Genomic DNA, 14,472 nt, shown 5'->3' on the forward strand with positions numbered 1-14,472 from the left:
ACGAACCAGTGGGCAATCATCATGTTTGACGCCGTCCGCAACAACAAGCGAATCGTCCAGATTTTCCTCGGCCTGATCACCTTGCCCTTCGCCTTCTGGGGCATCGATTCCTACATCCGCAACACCGGCGCCGGCGGCGATCTCGCCAGCGTCGGGGACAGCAAGATCAGCCTGCCGCAGTTCGAGCAGGCGCTGCGCGAGCGGCAGGATCAGCTGCGGCAGTCGATGGGCGCGTCGTTCAAGCAGGAGATGATGAATTCGCCGGAAGTCCGGCTGGGCATTCTCAACGGGCTGATCAATCAGCGCCTGCTGCTGCTCGAAGCGGCGAACAAGCACCTGGCGACCAGCGACCAGGCGTTGCAGGAGTTCATCGCCAACGTGCCGGCGCTGCAGGAGAACGGCCAGTTCTCGAAGTCGCGCTACGAGGCCGTGCTGCGCGCGCAGGGCATGTCGCCGCCGCAGTTCGAGGCGCGCGTGCGCCAGGATCTGACGCTGCAGCAGCTGGTCGGGACGATCGGCGCGTCGGCTTTCGTGTCCTCGGCGCAGGCCGAGACGATGCTGCGCATCCAGGCCGAGGAGCGCCAGTTCAGCGAGTTCCGCATCGCCGCGGCTCCGTTCGCGGAGAAGGTGAAGATCGAGCCGGAGGCCGTGCAGAAGTTCTACGACGAGAACAAGAGCCGCTTCGAGGTGCCGGAACAGGTCAAGGCCGAGTACGTCGTCCTGTCGCTCGACGCCCTGCTGGCGCAGGTGACGGTGAGCGACGCCGAGATCAAGTCGTGGTACGACAGCCATCGCGACCGCTACCAGCAGCCCGAGGAGCGCCGCGCCAGCCACATCCTGATCACCTTCGACGGCGATGCCGGCAAGGAAAAAGCCAAGGCGCAGGCCGAGGAGGTGTTGAAGGAAGTGCAGAAGAATCCGTCCCGCTTCGCCGACTTGGCCAAACAGTACTCGAAGGACCCCGGCTCGGCGCAGAAGGGCGGCGACCTCGGTTTCTTCGGCCGCGGCATGATGGTCAAGACCTTCGACGACGCGGTGTTCGGCCAGAAGGAAGGCGAGATTTCCGGGCTGGTCGAATCGGAATTCGGCTACCACATCATCAAGGTCACCGGCATTCACGCGGCGAAGGAACGGCCGCTGCAGGAGGTGCGCGCCGAGATCGAGGGCGAGTTGAAGCGGCAGGCGGCGACCCGCCAGTTCGCCGAGGCGGCGGAGAATTTCAACAATCTGGTTTACGAGCAGTCGGACAGCCTGCAGCCGGCGTCGGACAAGTTCAAGCTGAAGATCCAGCAGACCGGCTGGCTGCCGAAAAATGCCGATCCGCAGGTGCTGGCGTCGCTGGGCCCGCTGGCCAACGACAAGGTGCTGGCCGGGCTGTTCTCCGAGGATGCCATCAAGAACAAGCGCAATACCGAGGCGGTGGAAGTGGCGCCGAACACCCTGCTGGCGGCGCGCGTGGTCGAGCATGTCGCGGCGGCGACCCGTCCGTTCGACACGGTCAAGGGCGACATCGAGAAGCACCTGAAGGCCGAAGAGGCGATGAAGCAGGCCCGGAGCACCGGCGAAGCGCGTCTGGCGGAACTCCAGAAAGGCGAGGACAAGGTCGCGTGGTCGGCATCGCGCGGCGTGTCGCGCCTGCAGGCCCGGCAGGCGCAGCTGCCGGTGGCGGTGCTGCAGGCCATTTTCAAGGCCGACGTGCAAAAGCTGCCGGCCTACGTCGGCGTCGGCATCGGCGACGGCTATTCGCTGTTCAAGATCACCAAGGTCGCGCAGACGGAGAAGATCGACGAGAACCAGCTCAAGGCGCTCCGCAACGAGTATGCGAACCTGGTGGCGCAGGAGGATCTCTCTACCTACCTCTCTAGCCTGCGTGCGCGCTACAAGATCGACGTCAACAAGTCCCTGCTGGAGGGCCGGGAACGCCAGTAAGCATCGGCGCCCAAGAAAAACGCCGGCGAGCGCGAGCTCGGCCGGCGTTGTTTTTTGGGTTGCCGGTTTATTGCGGCAGCGGGTCCGTGTTGCCCAGCGCGGTGGTGTTCAGGCCGCCGTCGACGTACATGATCTCGCCGGTGATGCCGCTCGCCAGGTCGGAGAGCAGGAAGGCGGCGGCGTTGCCGACTTCCTCGATGGTGACGTTGCGGCGCAGCGGGGCGTGGTGCGCGTTGTAGGCGAGCAGCTTGCCGAAGTCGCCGATGCCCGAGGCGGCCAGCGTCTTGATCGGGCCGGCGGAGATGGCGTTGGCGCGGATGCCCTGCGGGCCGAGGCAGAAGGCCAGGTAGCGCGTGGCGGCCTCCAGGCTGGCCTTGGCCAGACCCATGGTGTTGTAGTTGGGCATGGTGCGGTCGGCGCCGAGATAGGTCAGCGCCAGCAGGGCCGCGTTGTTGCCCTTGAGCAGCATGGGCCGCGCGGCCTTGGCCAGGGCGGGGTAGCTGTAGGACGAGATGTCGTGGGCGATGCGGAACGATTCACGCGAGATGCCTTCGAGAAAATCGCCTTCGATCGCCACGGTGGGGGCGAAGGCGACGGAGTGCACCAGGCCGTCGAGCCCTTCCCAGTGTGTCGCCAGCTCGGCGAACAGCTGTTCGATCTGGGCATCCTCGGCCACATCGCAGGGAAAGACGAGCGAGCTGTCGAACTCGGCGGCGAACTTGGCGACGCGCTCCTGGAAACGCTCGTTCTGGAAAGTGAATGCCAGTCTGGCGCCTTCCCGGTGGCAAGCCTTGGCGATGCCGTAAGCGATCGAGTGCTTCGACAGCAGGCCGGTGATCAGGATGCGCTTGTCGGCAAGGAATCCCATGAATTCTCCCGTAACTGTGGCTGAGTGGGTGTGCTGAGGTATGCGGCCGAAAAACGGCGCGACGGCAATTATAGGGGAAAAATCCCTCGTTTCGTTCGTGGCTATCGTGGCCGGGCGATCCTCCGGCCGCGCGTCGGCGCGCGTCGTATGAAGCGGAAGGCTTGGGTTACACTTGGCTCCATGCCCGGTTTCCGCGTCTTTATCCTGCTGTCCTGCCTGCTGCTCGCCGCCTGCGGCAGCGAGCAGAACGATCCGTATCCGCGCGGCGAAAGGGGGCGGAACATCCTCTACTCGGCGTTTACCGACCGGCCCAAGCACCTCGATCCGGCGCGCTCCTACACCGAGGACGAGAGCGTGTTCACCGCGCAGATCTACGAGCCGCCGCTGCAGTATCACTACCTGAAGCGCCCGTACACGCTGGTGCCGGGCACGGCGGCAGCGGTGCCGGAACCGGCATATTTCGATGCCGCCGGCAAGCGCCTGCCGGCCGACGCGCCGCCGGAAGCGATCGCCCGCAGCGTGTATGAAATCCGCATCCGGCCGGGCATCCTCTACCAGCCGCACCCGGCGTTCGCCACGGAGTCCGACGGGCGGCCCGTCTATGCCGATCTCGACGCGGCCAAGCTCGCCGGCATCGACACGCTGGCCGATTTCCCGCGCACGGGCACGCGCGAGCTGACCGCCGACGATTACATCTACCAGATCAAGCGCCTGGCGCATCCGCGCGTGTATTCGCCGATCTTCGGGATGATGGCCGCGCACATCGTCGGCCTGAAGGAGCTGGGCCAGGCCCTGCAGGAGGCGGCGAAGGATCTGCCGGAGGACGCCTGGATCGACCTCGACCGCTTTCCGCTGGCGGGCGTGGAGCGGGTCGACCGGCATGCCTACCGCATCACGCTGGCCGGCAAGTACCCGCAGTTCCGCTACTGGCTGGCGATGCCGTTCTTCGCGCCGGTGCCGCGCGAGGCCGACCGCTTCTACAGCCAGCCGGGAATGGCCGCGAAGAATCTGACGCTCGACTGGTATCCGGTCGGCACCGGGCCGTACATGCTGGCCGAGAACAATCCGAACAGCCGCATGGTGCTCGCGCGCAATCCGAATTTCCACGGCGAGGCCTATCCGTGCGAAGGCGAGGCGGGCGACCGCGAGGCCGGCCTGCTGGCCGACTGCGGCAAGCCGCTGCCGCTGATCGACACCGTCGTCCTCACCCGGGAAAAGGAAAGCATCCCGTACTGGAACAAGTTCCTGCAGGGGTACTACGATGCGTCCGGCATCGCCTCCGACAGCTTCGACCAGGCCGTGCGCCTGGACCTCGACGGCGGCGTGCAGCTTTCCGGCGAGATGCAGGCGCGGGGAATCCGGCTGCTCACCCGGCTGCGCGCGTCGATCTTCTACCAGGGCTTCAACTTCCTCGACCCGGTGGTCGGCGGCCAGGACGGCGTCGGCGAGGAGCGGGCGCGCAAGCTGCGCCAGGCGCTATCGATCGCCATCGACCAGGAGGAGTTCATCTCGATCTTCCTCAACGGGCGCGGGGTCGCGGCCATGAGCCCGCTGCCGCCGGGGATTTTCGGCCATGGCGAAGGGGAGGCCGGGATCAACCCCGTCGTATACGAGTGGCGCGACGGCGAGGCCCGGCGCAAGCCGATCGAGGCGGCGAAAAAGCTGCTGGCCGAGGCCGGCTGGCCGAACGGGCGCGACGCCAGGACCGGCGAGCCGCTGGTGCTCTACCTCGACACCACCGGCGGCGGCGTGGACGACAAGCCGCGCAACGACTGGCTGATGCGCCAGTTCGCCAAGCTCGACATCCAGCTGGTCATCCGCCCGTCCGACTTCAACCGCTTCCAGGAAAAGCTGCGCAAGGGCGCGATGCAGATCTATTTCCTCGGCTGGAACGCCGATTACCCCGATCCGGAGAACTTCTTCTTCCTGCTCGCCGGCAGCGAGGCCAAGGTCGCCACCGGCGGCGAGAACGCCGCGAACTACGTCAACCCCGAATTCGACCGCCTGTTCGCCGCCATGAAGGACATGGACGACACGCCGCGGCGGGCGGAGATCATCCGCCGCATGCAGCGCATCCTGCAGGAGGACGCGCCGTGGATCTTCGGCTTCCACCCGAAGAGCTACACGCTCGCCCACGCCTGGCTGTACAACCGCAAGCCGCACGACGTGGCGAACAACACGCTCAAGTACCAGCGCATCGACGTGGCCGAGCGCGCCCGGCTACGGCACGAATGGAACGCGCCGGTGCTCTGGCCGCTGGCGGCGGGCGGCGCCGCGCTGGCCGCGCTCGCCGTGCCGGCGGTGCTGGCCTATCGGCGCCGTGAACGCGGGACGGCGCGGAATGCGTGAATGCCGGTATGCCTCTCGACTACGCCACCCTCGACGCCAATCATGACTGACACCACGCCCATCATGCTCACCGAGCCGCCGCCGGGTTACGCCGACTGGCTGGCGGAGCTGAAGAATCGCATCCACTCGGCGCAGCAGCGGGCGGCGCTGGCGGTCAACCGCGAGCTGGTGCTGCTATGCTGGCAGATCGGCCGGGACATTCTGGCGCGGCAGGCGGAGCAGGGCTGGGGCGCCAAGGTGATCGAACGGCTGGCGCGCGATCTGCGCAATGCGTTCCCGCAGATGAAGGGGTTTTCGCCGCGCAACCTCAAGTACATGCGGGCGTTCGCCGAGGCGTGGCCGGATTCGGAATTTGTGCAGCAGGCTGCTGCACAATTGCCGTGGTTCCATTTGTGTACGCTGATCGACAAACTGAAGACCCGCGAAGAACGTGACTGGTATCTGGCCAAGGCCGCCGAAAACAACTGGTCGCGCAATATTCTGGTCATGCAGATCGAGACGAATGCGCGCGGCCGCACCGGCAAGGCCGTGGCCAATTTCGACATGCATTTGCCCAAGCCGCATTCCGACCTTGCGCGGGAATCGCTGAAGGACCCGTACCGCTTCGATTTCCTCGGCCTGACCGACGAGGCGCAGGAACGCGAAATCGAATCCGCGCTGGTGACGCACATTTCCCGCTTTCTGCTCGAACTCGGTGCGGGGTTCGCCTACGTCGGGCGGCAGGTGCACATCGAGGTGGGGGGCGACGATTTCTTCATCGATCTGCTCTTCTATCACCTGAAGCTGCACTGCTACGTCGTCGTCGAGCTGAAGGCCGGGGCGTTCAAGCCGGAATACGCCGGCAAGCTGAGCTTTTACCTCAGCGCCGTCGATGCGCAGGTCAAGAGCGAGCAGGATGCGCCGACCATCGGCCTGCTGCTGTGCAAGACGCAGAACCGGGTGGTCGCCGAATACGCCCTGCGCGACGTCAACAAGCCGATCGGCGTGGCGGAATACCAGCTCATCGAAGCGCTGCCGGCGGAGCTGCAGACCAGCCTGCCAAGCATCGAGCAGATCGAGCGCGAACTGGCAGGACTGTGACGCCATGCTCGCCTACCTCCTGCGCCGCCTGCTCTACGCGATCCCGATCCTGATCGGGGTAAATCTCCTCACCTTCGCGCTGTTCTTTGTCGTCAACACGCCGGACGACATGGCGCGCATGCAGCTCGGGGTGAAGCGCGTGACGCCCGAGGCAATCGAGAAATGGAAGGCCGAGCGCGGCTACGACCGGCCCCTGTTCGTCAATCCCCGCGCCACGGGGACCGGCGTGCTGACCGAGACGATCTTCTTCGCCAAGTCGGCGCGCATGTTCGCCGGCAACTTCGGGCGCGCCGAGGACGGGCGCGACATCACGCGCGAGATCCGCATGCGCATGGGGCCGTCGCTGGCCATCGCGCTGCCGACCTTCGTGCTCGGGCTGTTCGCGGCGATCAGCAGCGCGCTGCTGCTGGCCCTTTTCCGCGCCACCCGGCTCGACTTCTGGGGCGTCGTGCTGTGCGTGGCGATGATGTCGGTCTCCGGGCTGTTCTACATCATCGGCGGCCAGTACCTGGTCAGCAAGGTCTGGCGGCTGGTGCCGATCTCCGGTTTCAGCGACGGGCTCGACGCCTGGAAATTCCTGGTCCTGCCCGTGGCGATCGGCGTAGTGTCCGGCATCGGCGCGTCGACGCGCTGGTACCGCACGATCTTCCTGGAGGAGATCGGTAAGGACTACGTGCGCACGGCGCGCGCCAAGGGGCTCTCCGAACTCGCCGTGCTGTTCCGCCACGTGCTCAAGAACGCCCTGATCCCGATCCTGACCGGCGTGGTGGCGGTCATTCCGCTGCTGTTCATGGGCTCGCTGCTGACCGAATCGTTCTTCGGCATCCCCGGCCTCGGCAGCTACACGATCGATGCCATCCAGGCGCAGGATTTCGCCGTCGTGCGCTCGATGGTCTTCATCGGCTCGGTGCTGTACATCGCCGGGCTGATCCTGACGGACGTCTCCTACACCCTGGTGGACCCGCGCATAAGGCTCGACCGATGACCTTCATGCCCGTCCTGCTCTGGTCCGACGCGCTGATCTGGCTGCTGGCGCTGGCCGCCGTCGCGCTCGGCGCGCTGTCGTGGCGCAACCCGCCGTCGCGGGCGGCCTGGCGGCGGGTCGGCGCGAACCGGCCGGGAATGGCGGCGGCGACGGTCCTGGCCGCGTTCGTGCTGGTCGGCCTGCTCGATTCGCTGCACTACCGGCCGCGCCTGGAAACCCCGGAGGCCGACCGGCCGGCGGCCTACGCCGTGGACGTGCTCTCGGCGCTCGACGCCATCGCCGCGCCGCTGCGCCTGCGCAGTGAGAAGACCTATTCCGCGCCGCTCGCCACGCGCGCCTACGCCAAGGAAACGATGGATATCCGCGCCGCCGACGGCAGCCTGCACACGCTGCGCGACTTCCCGCGCCTCAGATACGGCGGCGCGCACCTGGGCGACGACGAGGCCGCGCGCGACGGCGACGTGCTGCGCCGGGCGCTGGCCGCTGTGGCGCTTGCCGTTGGTGTGTTCATCGCGCTGGCCGCGGCCACCGCGCAGACACTGGCCCGCCGGTCCGGCGGCGGCTTCCGCCCGGCGTGGCGCGGACTGTGGCGGGGCGAGACCGGCTTCGCCTGGAACGCGGTGCTGATCGCCGCCGGCGCGCTGCTGCTGGTGGCGCTGCCGATCCTCGCGCTGTGCGGCGACTACCACGTCTTCGGCACCGACAAGGTCGGCCAGGACGTGCTCTACCAGATCCTCAAGAGCGTGCGCACGGCGCTGGTGATCGGGCTGGTGACCACGCTGGTGACGCTGCCGGTGGCGATCGGCCTGGGCATCCTGGCCGGCTACTTCCGCGGCTGGGTGGACGACGCGATCCAATACCTCTACACCACGCTCTCCTCGATTCCCGGCGTGCTGCTGATCGCCGCCGCGGTGCTGATGATGCAGGTGGTCATCGATACCCATCCGCAATGGTTTTCCACCGCCGCCGAGCGCGCCGACCTGCGCCTGCTGGCGCTGTGCTTCATCCTCGGGCTGACCAGCTGGACCTCCCTGTGCCGCCTGCTGCGCGGCGAGACGCTGAAGCTGCGCGAGCTCGAATACATCCAGGCGGCGCAGGCCTTCGGCGTCGCCGACCTGGCCATCCTGCGGCGCCACGTCCTGCCCAACCTGATGCACATCGTGATCATCACGCTGGTCATGGATTTCTCCGGCCTGGTGCTGGCCGAGGCGGTGCTGTCCTACGTCGGCATCGGCGTCGACCCGACGATGACCAGCTTCGGCACGATGATCAACAACGCGCGCATGGAGCTCTCGCGCGAGCCGGCGGTGTGGTGGTCGCTGGCCTCGGCGTTCACCTTCATGTTCGCGCTGGTGCTCGCCGCCAACCTGCTGGCCGATGCCGTGCGCGACGCGTTTGATCCGAGGATGGGGTGAGGGGCGGCAAACCATGAACGACGACACCTTGCTCTCAGTGCGCGGCCTGCGCGCCGGTTTCGCGGTCGGGCGGCGCGTGCTGGCGGCGGTCGACGGCATCGATTTCGACGTGGCCGCCGGCGAGACGCTGGCCCTGCTCGGCGAGTCGGGCTGCGGCAAGTCGGCCGCCGCGCTGTCGCTGCTGCGCCTGCTGCCGGCGGCGGGGCGCATCCTCGGCGGCGAGGTGCGCTTCGCCGGCACCGACCTCATGCAGCTGCCGGAGGCCGAGATGCGCGCGGTGCGCGGCGGCGGCATGGCGATGATCTTCCAGGAGCCGGCGACCAGCCTCAACCCGGTGCTCACCGTCGGCCGCCAGATCGGCGAGGTGCTCGAAAGGCACGGAAACCTGCCGGCCGGCGCCGACGCCGGGCGGGCGGCGGAACTGCTCAGGGCGGTGGGCATCGCCGACCCTACCCGGCGCCTGGCCGACTACCCGTTCCAGCTTTCCGGCGGCATGAAGCAGCGGGTGATGATCGCCATCGCGCTGGCCGGCGATCCGCGCCTGCTGATCGCCGACGAGCCGACCACCGCGCTCGACGTGACCATCCAGGCGCAGATCCTCGAACTCCTGCAACGGCTGCAGGCCGAGCGCGGCATGGGCATGCTGCTGATCACCCACGACCTGGGCGTGGTGGCGCGCATGGCGCACCGCGTCGGCGTGATGTACGCCGGGGAAATCGTCGAGGAGGCGCCGCGCGCGGCCTTCTTCGGCGCGCCGCGCCATCCGTACACGCAGAAGCTGTTCGCCGCGCTGCCCGACATGGCGGGGCGGGGCGCGCGGCTGGAAACCATCGCCGGGCAGGTGCCCGCGCTGGACGCCATGCCGGCGGGCTGCCGCTTCGCCGCCCGCTGTCCGTTCGCCTGGGAACGCTGCCGCGCCGAATCGCCGGCATGGACGGAGTGCGGCGGCGCCCATCGTGTGCGCTGCCATTGGGTCGAGGAAGGCCGCGACGGCGCGGGCCGCGCGGAGGCCGTGGCGGTCCGGCCGCCGCCGCCCGGCCGCGAGCCGGCACCGGCGGCGCCCGGCAAGCTGCTCGAAGTCGACGACCTGCGCGTGCATTTCCCGATCCGGCGCGGCGTCCTGCAGCGCGTGGTCGGCCACGTCAAGGCCGTCGACGGCGTCTCGCTCGCACTGGCGCGCGGGCGCACGCTGGCGCTGGTCGGCGAATCGGGCTGCGGCAAGACCACGGTGGGCAAGGCCATCCTGCAGCTGATCCGGCCGAGCGGCGGCCGGGTGCGGCTCGACGGCGGCCAACTGACCGGCCTGTCGCGCGCCGCGCTGCGGCCGTTGCGGCGGCGCATGCAGATGATCTTCCAGGACCCGTTCGCCTCGCTCAACCCGCGCCTGTCGATCGGCGAGATCATCGCCGAGGGCATGGACGCGCTCGGCGCCTTCGGTGCCTCCGGCGCCACGGCCGACCGCACGGCGGCCGTGGCCGCGCTGCTGCGGCAGGTCGGCCTCGACGCGCAGGCGGCGCAGCGCTGGCCGCACGAATTCTCCGGCGGCCAGCGGCAGCGCATCGCCATCGCCCGGGCGCTGGCGGTGCAGCCGGAACTGGTGGTCTGCGACGAGCCGACCTCGGCGCTCGACGTGTCGGTGCAGGCGCAGATTCTCAACCTGCTGAAATCGCTGCAGGACGAGCTCGGGCTGGCCTACTTGTTCATCACCCACAATTTCGCGGTGGTCGAGTACCTGGCGCACGAGGTGGCGGTGATGTATCTGGGGCGCATCGTCGAACGCGGTCCGGTCGACGCGGTGCTGCGCTCGCCGCAGCATCCGTACACCGAGGCGCTGCTCTCGGCCGTCCCTAGCCCGCGCCCGGAGGCAGGCCGCGCGGTCATCCGCCTGGCCGGGGAAGCGCCGTCGCCGGCCGCGCCGCCTGCGGGCTGCCATTTCCATCCGCGTTGTCCGCACGCGATGGCGCAGTGCCGCGTCGATTATCCGGAAGAGCGCCTCGTGGCGCCGGCGCACGTGGTGTCCTGCCACCTGCATCCGCCAGCCGGCGGGCAGGCGTAGGCCGATCGGTCAGGAATTCTCGGCGAGCTCGATGGTCAGCGTGGTGCCGGGCTTGAGGCTGTCCGGGCTGACGCGGTTCCTGCGCATCAGGTCGTCCGCGGCCACCTTGAACTGGCGGGCGATCGAGTAGATGGTGTCGCCGCGGCGCACGGTGTAGCGGGTGGTTTTCGGCGCGGCCTTGGCGGCGACCTTGGTGATCTTCGCCAGGGCGCTCTTCTCCGCCGGCTTCTGCGCGGCGGCGGTTTTGACCGGCGCGCCGGCCTTGTCGGCTGCCGGCTTGCGGCGTTCATCCGCGCCGGCTTTCGCTTCCGGCGCGGCGGCGGCCAGCTGCAGGCGCATCCCGGCGGTCACGCGGTCGCCCTTCAGGTTGTTGATTTTCTTGAGCTCGGCGGCGGCCAGGTCATAGCGCCGGGCCACGGCGGCCAGGGTTTCCCCCTTGCGCACGGTGTGCACGCGGGGTTTCGCCTCCGGGCGCGGCTCGGCGTCGGGCTGGCGCGGCTGCTCGGGCAGCGCGGCCATCTCGCCGGGACCTTTCGACCCGGACACCAGCAGGGTCAGTCCGGGCGAGAGCGGGATCTTGCCCTGGATGCCGTTGACCGCCTTGAGCTTGGCGACGGTCATGCCGAAACGCGGCGCGATCTTCTCCAGCCTGTCGCCGGGGCGCAGCGTATAGGTCTGCCAGGCGGACAGCGGCTTGTTCTCGTCGCTGTGCGCCTCCAGGTTGCTGACGAAGGTCTCCAGCTTCTCGGCCGGGATCACCAGCGGCGTGTCGGGCTTGATCACCGCGCGGTTGTGCGCCGGGTTGAGCGCCACGAATTCCTGCACCGGCATCTCGGCCAGCTTGGCCGCCACCTTGACGTCGATGTGCGAGTCGGTGGTGACCGTGGCGAAGAACGGCCGGTTGGGCACGCGCGGCAGCGCGAGTTCGGCCATCAGCGCGGGATTGCGGAAGATGTTCTTCAGCGCCTGCAGCTTCGGCACGTAGTTGCGCGTCTCGCTGGGCATCGTCAGGCTCAGATAGTCGGTCGGCAGGCCCTGCGCGCGGTTCTTGCCGATGGCCCGCCCGACGGCGCCTTCGCCCCAGTTGTAGGACGCCAGCGCCAGGTGCCAGTCGCCGTGCATCTCGTAGATCGACTGCAGGTAGTCGAGCGCGGCCGAGGTCGAGGCGACGATGTCGCGCCGGTCGTCCTTCCACCAGTCCTGGTCGAGGTTGTAGCGCTTGCCGGTGGCGGGAATGAACTGCCACAGCCCGGACGCCTTGGAGCGCGAGTACGCCATCGGGTTGTAGGCGCTTTCGACCATCGGCAGCAGCGCCAGCTCCATCGGCATGCCGCGCTTGTCCAGTTCCTCGACGATGTAGTGCAGGTAGCGGCTGCTGCGGTTGACCATGCGCCGCAGGTAGTCCGGGCGGTTCAGGTACCACTGCTGGTGGTACAGCACGAGATCGTCGTTCAGCTCGGGCATGGCGAAACCGTGGCGGATGCGCTGGAACAAGTCGTCCGGCGCGTCGGTCAAATCAATGGCCTGCGGGTGCGGCTGTTCCGCCAGTTCGACCTTGACCAGCACGCCGTCGGGGGCCGGCAGCCACTTGGCGCGGGCGCCGGCGTCGGACGTTCTGGCCTGGGTGGACGAGACGTTGCCCGCCGACGCGGACGGACCCTGCCCGGACGGCGGCGCGACGCTGGCACAGCCCGCCAGGAGCAGGGCGGAGCAGCAGACGGCGCGGGCCAGAGCGGTGAGCGGGGGATCAGGTCGTTTGGTCATCCATCGTCCCGACCGGGGTCGCCCGCCGGAGGCGGGATGCCCGGTCGATCGTTCCGAGTGCAATCGGCAGATTATATAGCAGGCTTTCCGCTCGGCGGCGAACGGCGGGATGCGCTCCGGCGCGCGGTAGAATCGCTTTCCCGCATCCCGTTCCGAGCAACGACCATGTCCGACCTGCACGAATTCATCCGCCGCCTGCCCAAGGCGGAACTGCACCTGCACATCGAAGGCTCGCTGGAACCGGAGATGATGTTCGATCTGGCCCGGCGCAACGGCGTCGCGCTGCCCTACGCTTCGGTGGACGAGGTGCGCGCCGCCTACGACTTCACCGACCTGCAGTCCTTCCTCGACCTCTACTACGCCGGCGCCGCCGTGCTGCGCACCGAGCGCGACTTCCACGACCTGACGGCGGCCTACGTGCGGCGCGCGCGCGCCGACAACGTGCGGCACGCCGAGCTGTTCTTCGATCCGCAGACGCACACGGCGCGCGGCGTGCCGGTGGCGACGGTGTTCGCCGGCATCGCCGGCGCCTTGCGCGCGGCGCGCGCCGAGCACGGTTTTTCCAGCCGCATGATCCTCTGTTTCCTGCGCCATCTGTCCGAGGCGGACGCCTTCGCCGCGCTCGATGCCGCGCTGCCGCTGCGCGCCGAGTACGCCGACCTGTGGGTCGGCGTCGGGCTGGATTCGGGCGAGGTCGGCAACCCGCCGGAGAAGTTCGCCGGCGTGTTCGCCCGGGCGCGCGAGCTCGGTTTCCGCGTCGTGGCGCACGCCGGCGAGGAGGGCCCGGCCGCCTACGTGCGCGGCGCGCTCGATGTGCTGCAGGCGGAGCGCATCGACCACGGCGTGCGTGCCGAGGAGGACCCGGCCCTGCTGCGGCGGTTGGCGGCGGCGCGGACGCCGCTCACCATGTGCCCGCTGTCCAACCTCAAGCTGCGCGTGGTCGACAACCTGCGCGAGCACAATCTGGCGCGGCTGCTGCGCGCCGGGCTGCGCGTGACGCTCAATTCCGACGATCCGGCCTACTTCGGCGGCTACATGAACGCCAATTTCATCGCCGCCGCCGACGCGCTGGGACTGTCCCGCGACGAACTCGCCGCGCTGGCGCGCAACGGCTTCCTGGCCGCCTTCGTCACCGAGGACGAGCGGCGCCCCTGGCTGGACGAAGTGCAGGCCCTCGCGGCGGCGCAATGAGTCCGTCCGGCGACTACCGCCGCTGCGCCGAGCTGATCGGGCAGGTCGACGGGCTGCTGATCACCGCCGGTGCGGGCCTGGGCGTCGATTCCGGGCTGCCCGATTTCCGCGGGCCGCAGGGCTTCTGGCGCGCCTATCCCGCGCTCGGGCGGGCGCGCATCCCGTTCGAGCGCATCGCCAATCCGGCGGCGTTCAGGAGCGATCCGGCGCTGGCCTGGGGCTTCTACGGGCACCGGCTGGCGCTGTACCGCCGCACGCCGCCGCACGCGGGCTTCGCCATCCTGCGCCGGATCGGCGAAAGCCTGCCGGCAGGGTGTTTCGTGTTCACCAGCAACGTTGACGGACAGTTCGTCCGGGCCGGCTTCGACGCGCGGCGCATCGCCGAATGCCATGGCTCGATCCATCACCTGCAATGCCTGGACGGATGCGCCGACGAAGTGTGGCCGGCGGAGGAATTCGATCCCCGGGTCGACGCGGAGAACTGCCGGCTGACGTCCGAAATTCCGCGCTGCCCGCGCTGCGGCGCCGTGGCCCGGCCGAACATCCTGATGTTCGACGACTGGGACTGGCTGGAACGGCGCAGCCTGGAGCAGCACGCGCGCCTGCGCGCCTGGTTGGGCCGCGTCGGGCGCCTGCTGGTGATCGAGATCGGCGCCGGCACCGCCATCCCGACCGTGCGCCTGATGAGCGAGTCGGCCGGCGGCCGGCTGATCCGCATCAACCCGGACGCGCCGCAGCTCGGTGGCGCCGAGGGCGTCTCCCTGCCGTGCGGCGGCCTGGAAGCCCTGGCCGCGATCGAGGCCGCCTGGCGCGCGGTGCGCGCGCACTGAGCGCC

At 68.8% G+C, this 14,472-nt stretch carries 10 protein-coding genes; 8 read left to right on the forward strand and 2 right to left on the reverse strand.

The annotated features are described in order from the left end of the window. Nucleotides 1–21: 21 nt before the first annotated feature. Entirely contained in the window at nt 22–1,929 is a 1,908-nt protein-coding gene (locus QM701_RS19060; RefSeq protein WP_415168573.1) for a SurA N-terminal domain-containing protein, read from the forward strand. 67 nt (nt 1,930–1,996) lie between these two features. Here the strand turns inward: QM701_RS19060 and fabI are convergent, their stop codons facing one another. Beyond that, nucleotides 1,997–2,797, reverse strand: a complete 801-nt coding sequence (fabI, locus tag QM701_RS19065; protein ID WP_415168574.1) for an enoyl-ACP reductase FabI — start codon at nt 2,795–2,797, stop codon at nt 1,997–1,999. 180 nt (nt 2,798–2,977) lie between these two features. On the opposite strand from fabI, the gene QM701_RS19070 reads away from it, so the two are divergent. From QM701_RS19070 to QM701_RS19090, 5 genes are read left to right on the forward strand one after another with little or no spacing between them, the layout of a single operon-like run. Then, a complete protein-coding gene (locus QM701_RS19070) occupies nt 2,978–5,146 on the forward strand; it encodes an ABC transporter substrate-binding protein (protein WP_415168575.1) in 2,169 nt (722 codons plus the stop codon). Nucleotides 5,147–5,188: 42 nt separating this feature from the next. Then, on the forward strand, nt 5,189–6,226 hold the full coding sequence (locus QM701_RS19075) for a PDDEXK nuclease domain-containing protein (protein WP_415168576.1): 1,038 nt from the start codon (nt 5,189–5,191) through the stop codon (nt 6,224–6,226). Between the two features lie 4 nt (nt 6,227–6,230). Further along, nucleotides 6,231–7,211 (forward strand): ABC transporter permease, encoded by a 981-nt coding sequence (locus QM701_RS19080; protein WP_415168577.1) that lies wholly within the window; start codon nt 6,231–6,233, stop codon nt 7,209–7,211. Continuing rightward, nucleotides 7,208–8,626: an ABC transporter permease gene (locus QM701_RS19085; RefSeq protein ID WP_415168578.1), complete on the forward strand. Its 1,419-nt coding sequence runs from the start codon at nt 7,208–7,210 to the stop codon at nt 8,624–8,626. Before QM701_RS19080 ends, QM701_RS19085 begins: the two co-directional genes overlap by 4 nt. A gap of 13 nt (nt 8,627–8,639) precedes the next feature. Continuing rightward, nucleotides 8,640–10,682, forward strand: coding sequence for a dipeptide ABC transporter ATP-binding protein (locus QM701_RS19090; RefSeq protein WP_415168579.1), 2,043 nt, complete (start codon nt 8,640–8,642; stop codon nt 10,680–10,682). Nucleotides 10,683–10,691: 9 nt separating this feature from the next. On the opposite strand, the gene QM701_RS19095 is transcribed toward QM701_RS19090, so the two are convergent. Continuing rightward, nucleotides 10,692–12,446, reverse strand: coding sequence for a LysM peptidoglycan-binding domain-containing protein (locus QM701_RS19095; RefSeq protein ID WP_415168580.1), 1,755 nt, complete (start codon nt 12,444–12,446; stop codon nt 10,692–10,694). A 165-nt stretch (nt 12,447–12,611) separates the two neighbouring features. On the opposite strand from QM701_RS19095, the gene QM701_RS19100 reads away from it, so the two are divergent. Both QM701_RS19100 and QM701_RS19105 read left to right on the forward strand, forming a co-directional pair. Beyond that, on the forward strand, nt 12,612–13,637 hold the full coding sequence (locus QM701_RS19100) for an adenosine deaminase (RefSeq protein WP_415168581.1): 1,026 nt from the start codon (nt 12,612–12,614) through the stop codon (nt 13,635–13,637). Beyond that, nucleotides 13,634–14,467, forward strand: coding sequence for an SIR2 family NAD-dependent protein deacylase (locus QM701_RS19105; RefSeq protein WP_415168582.1), 834 nt, complete (start codon nt 13,634–13,636; stop codon nt 14,465–14,467). Before QM701_RS19100 ends, QM701_RS19105 begins: the two co-directional genes overlap by 4 nt. The last annotated feature ends 5 nt before the right edge of the window (nt 14,468–14,472 follow it).

The sequence above is a fragment of the Propionivibrio sp. genome (genome assembly GCF_047602565.1).
Classification (GTDB): Bacteria; Pseudomonadota; Gammaproteobacteria; order Burkholderiales; family Rhodocyclaceae; genus Propionivibrio.

Coding starts and splice junctions, on each gene's coding strand:
- QM701_RS19060 (WP_415168573.1), top strand. CDS start 22: ATGTTTGACGCCGTCCGCAACAACAAGCGAATCGTCCAGATTTTCCTC.
- fabI (WP_415168574.1), bottom strand. CDS start 2,797: ATGGGATTCCTTGCCGACAAGCGCATCCTGATCACCGGCCTGCTGTCG.
- QM701_RS19070 (WP_415168575.1), top strand. CDS start 2,978: ATGCCCGGTTTCCGCGTCTTTATCCTGCTGTCCTGCCTGCTGCTCGCC.
- QM701_RS19075 (WP_415168576.1), top strand. CDS start 5,189: ATGACTGACACCACGCCCATCATGCTCACCGAGCCGCCGCCGGGTTAC.
- QM701_RS19080 (WP_415168577.1), top strand. CDS start 6,231: ATGCTCGCCTACCTCCTGCGCCGCCTGCTCTACGCGATCCCGATCCTG.
- QM701_RS19085 (WP_415168578.1), top strand. CDS start 7,208: ATGACCTTCATGCCCGTCCTGCTCTGGTCCGACGCGCTGATCTGGCTG.
- QM701_RS19090 (WP_415168579.1), top strand. CDS start 8,640: ATGAACGACGACACCTTGCTCTCAGTGCGCGGCCTGCGCGCCGGTTTC.
- QM701_RS19095 (WP_415168580.1), bottom strand. CDS start 12,446: ATGACCAAACGACCTGATCCCCCGCTCACCGCTCTGGCCCGCGCCGTC.
- QM701_RS19100 (WP_415168581.1), top strand. CDS start 12,612: ATGTCCGACCTGCACGAATTCATCCGCCGCCTGCCCAAGGCGGAACTG.
- QM701_RS19105 (WP_415168582.1), top strand. CDS start 13,634: ATGAGTCCGTCCGGCGACTACCGCCGCTGCGCCGAGCTGATCGGGCAG.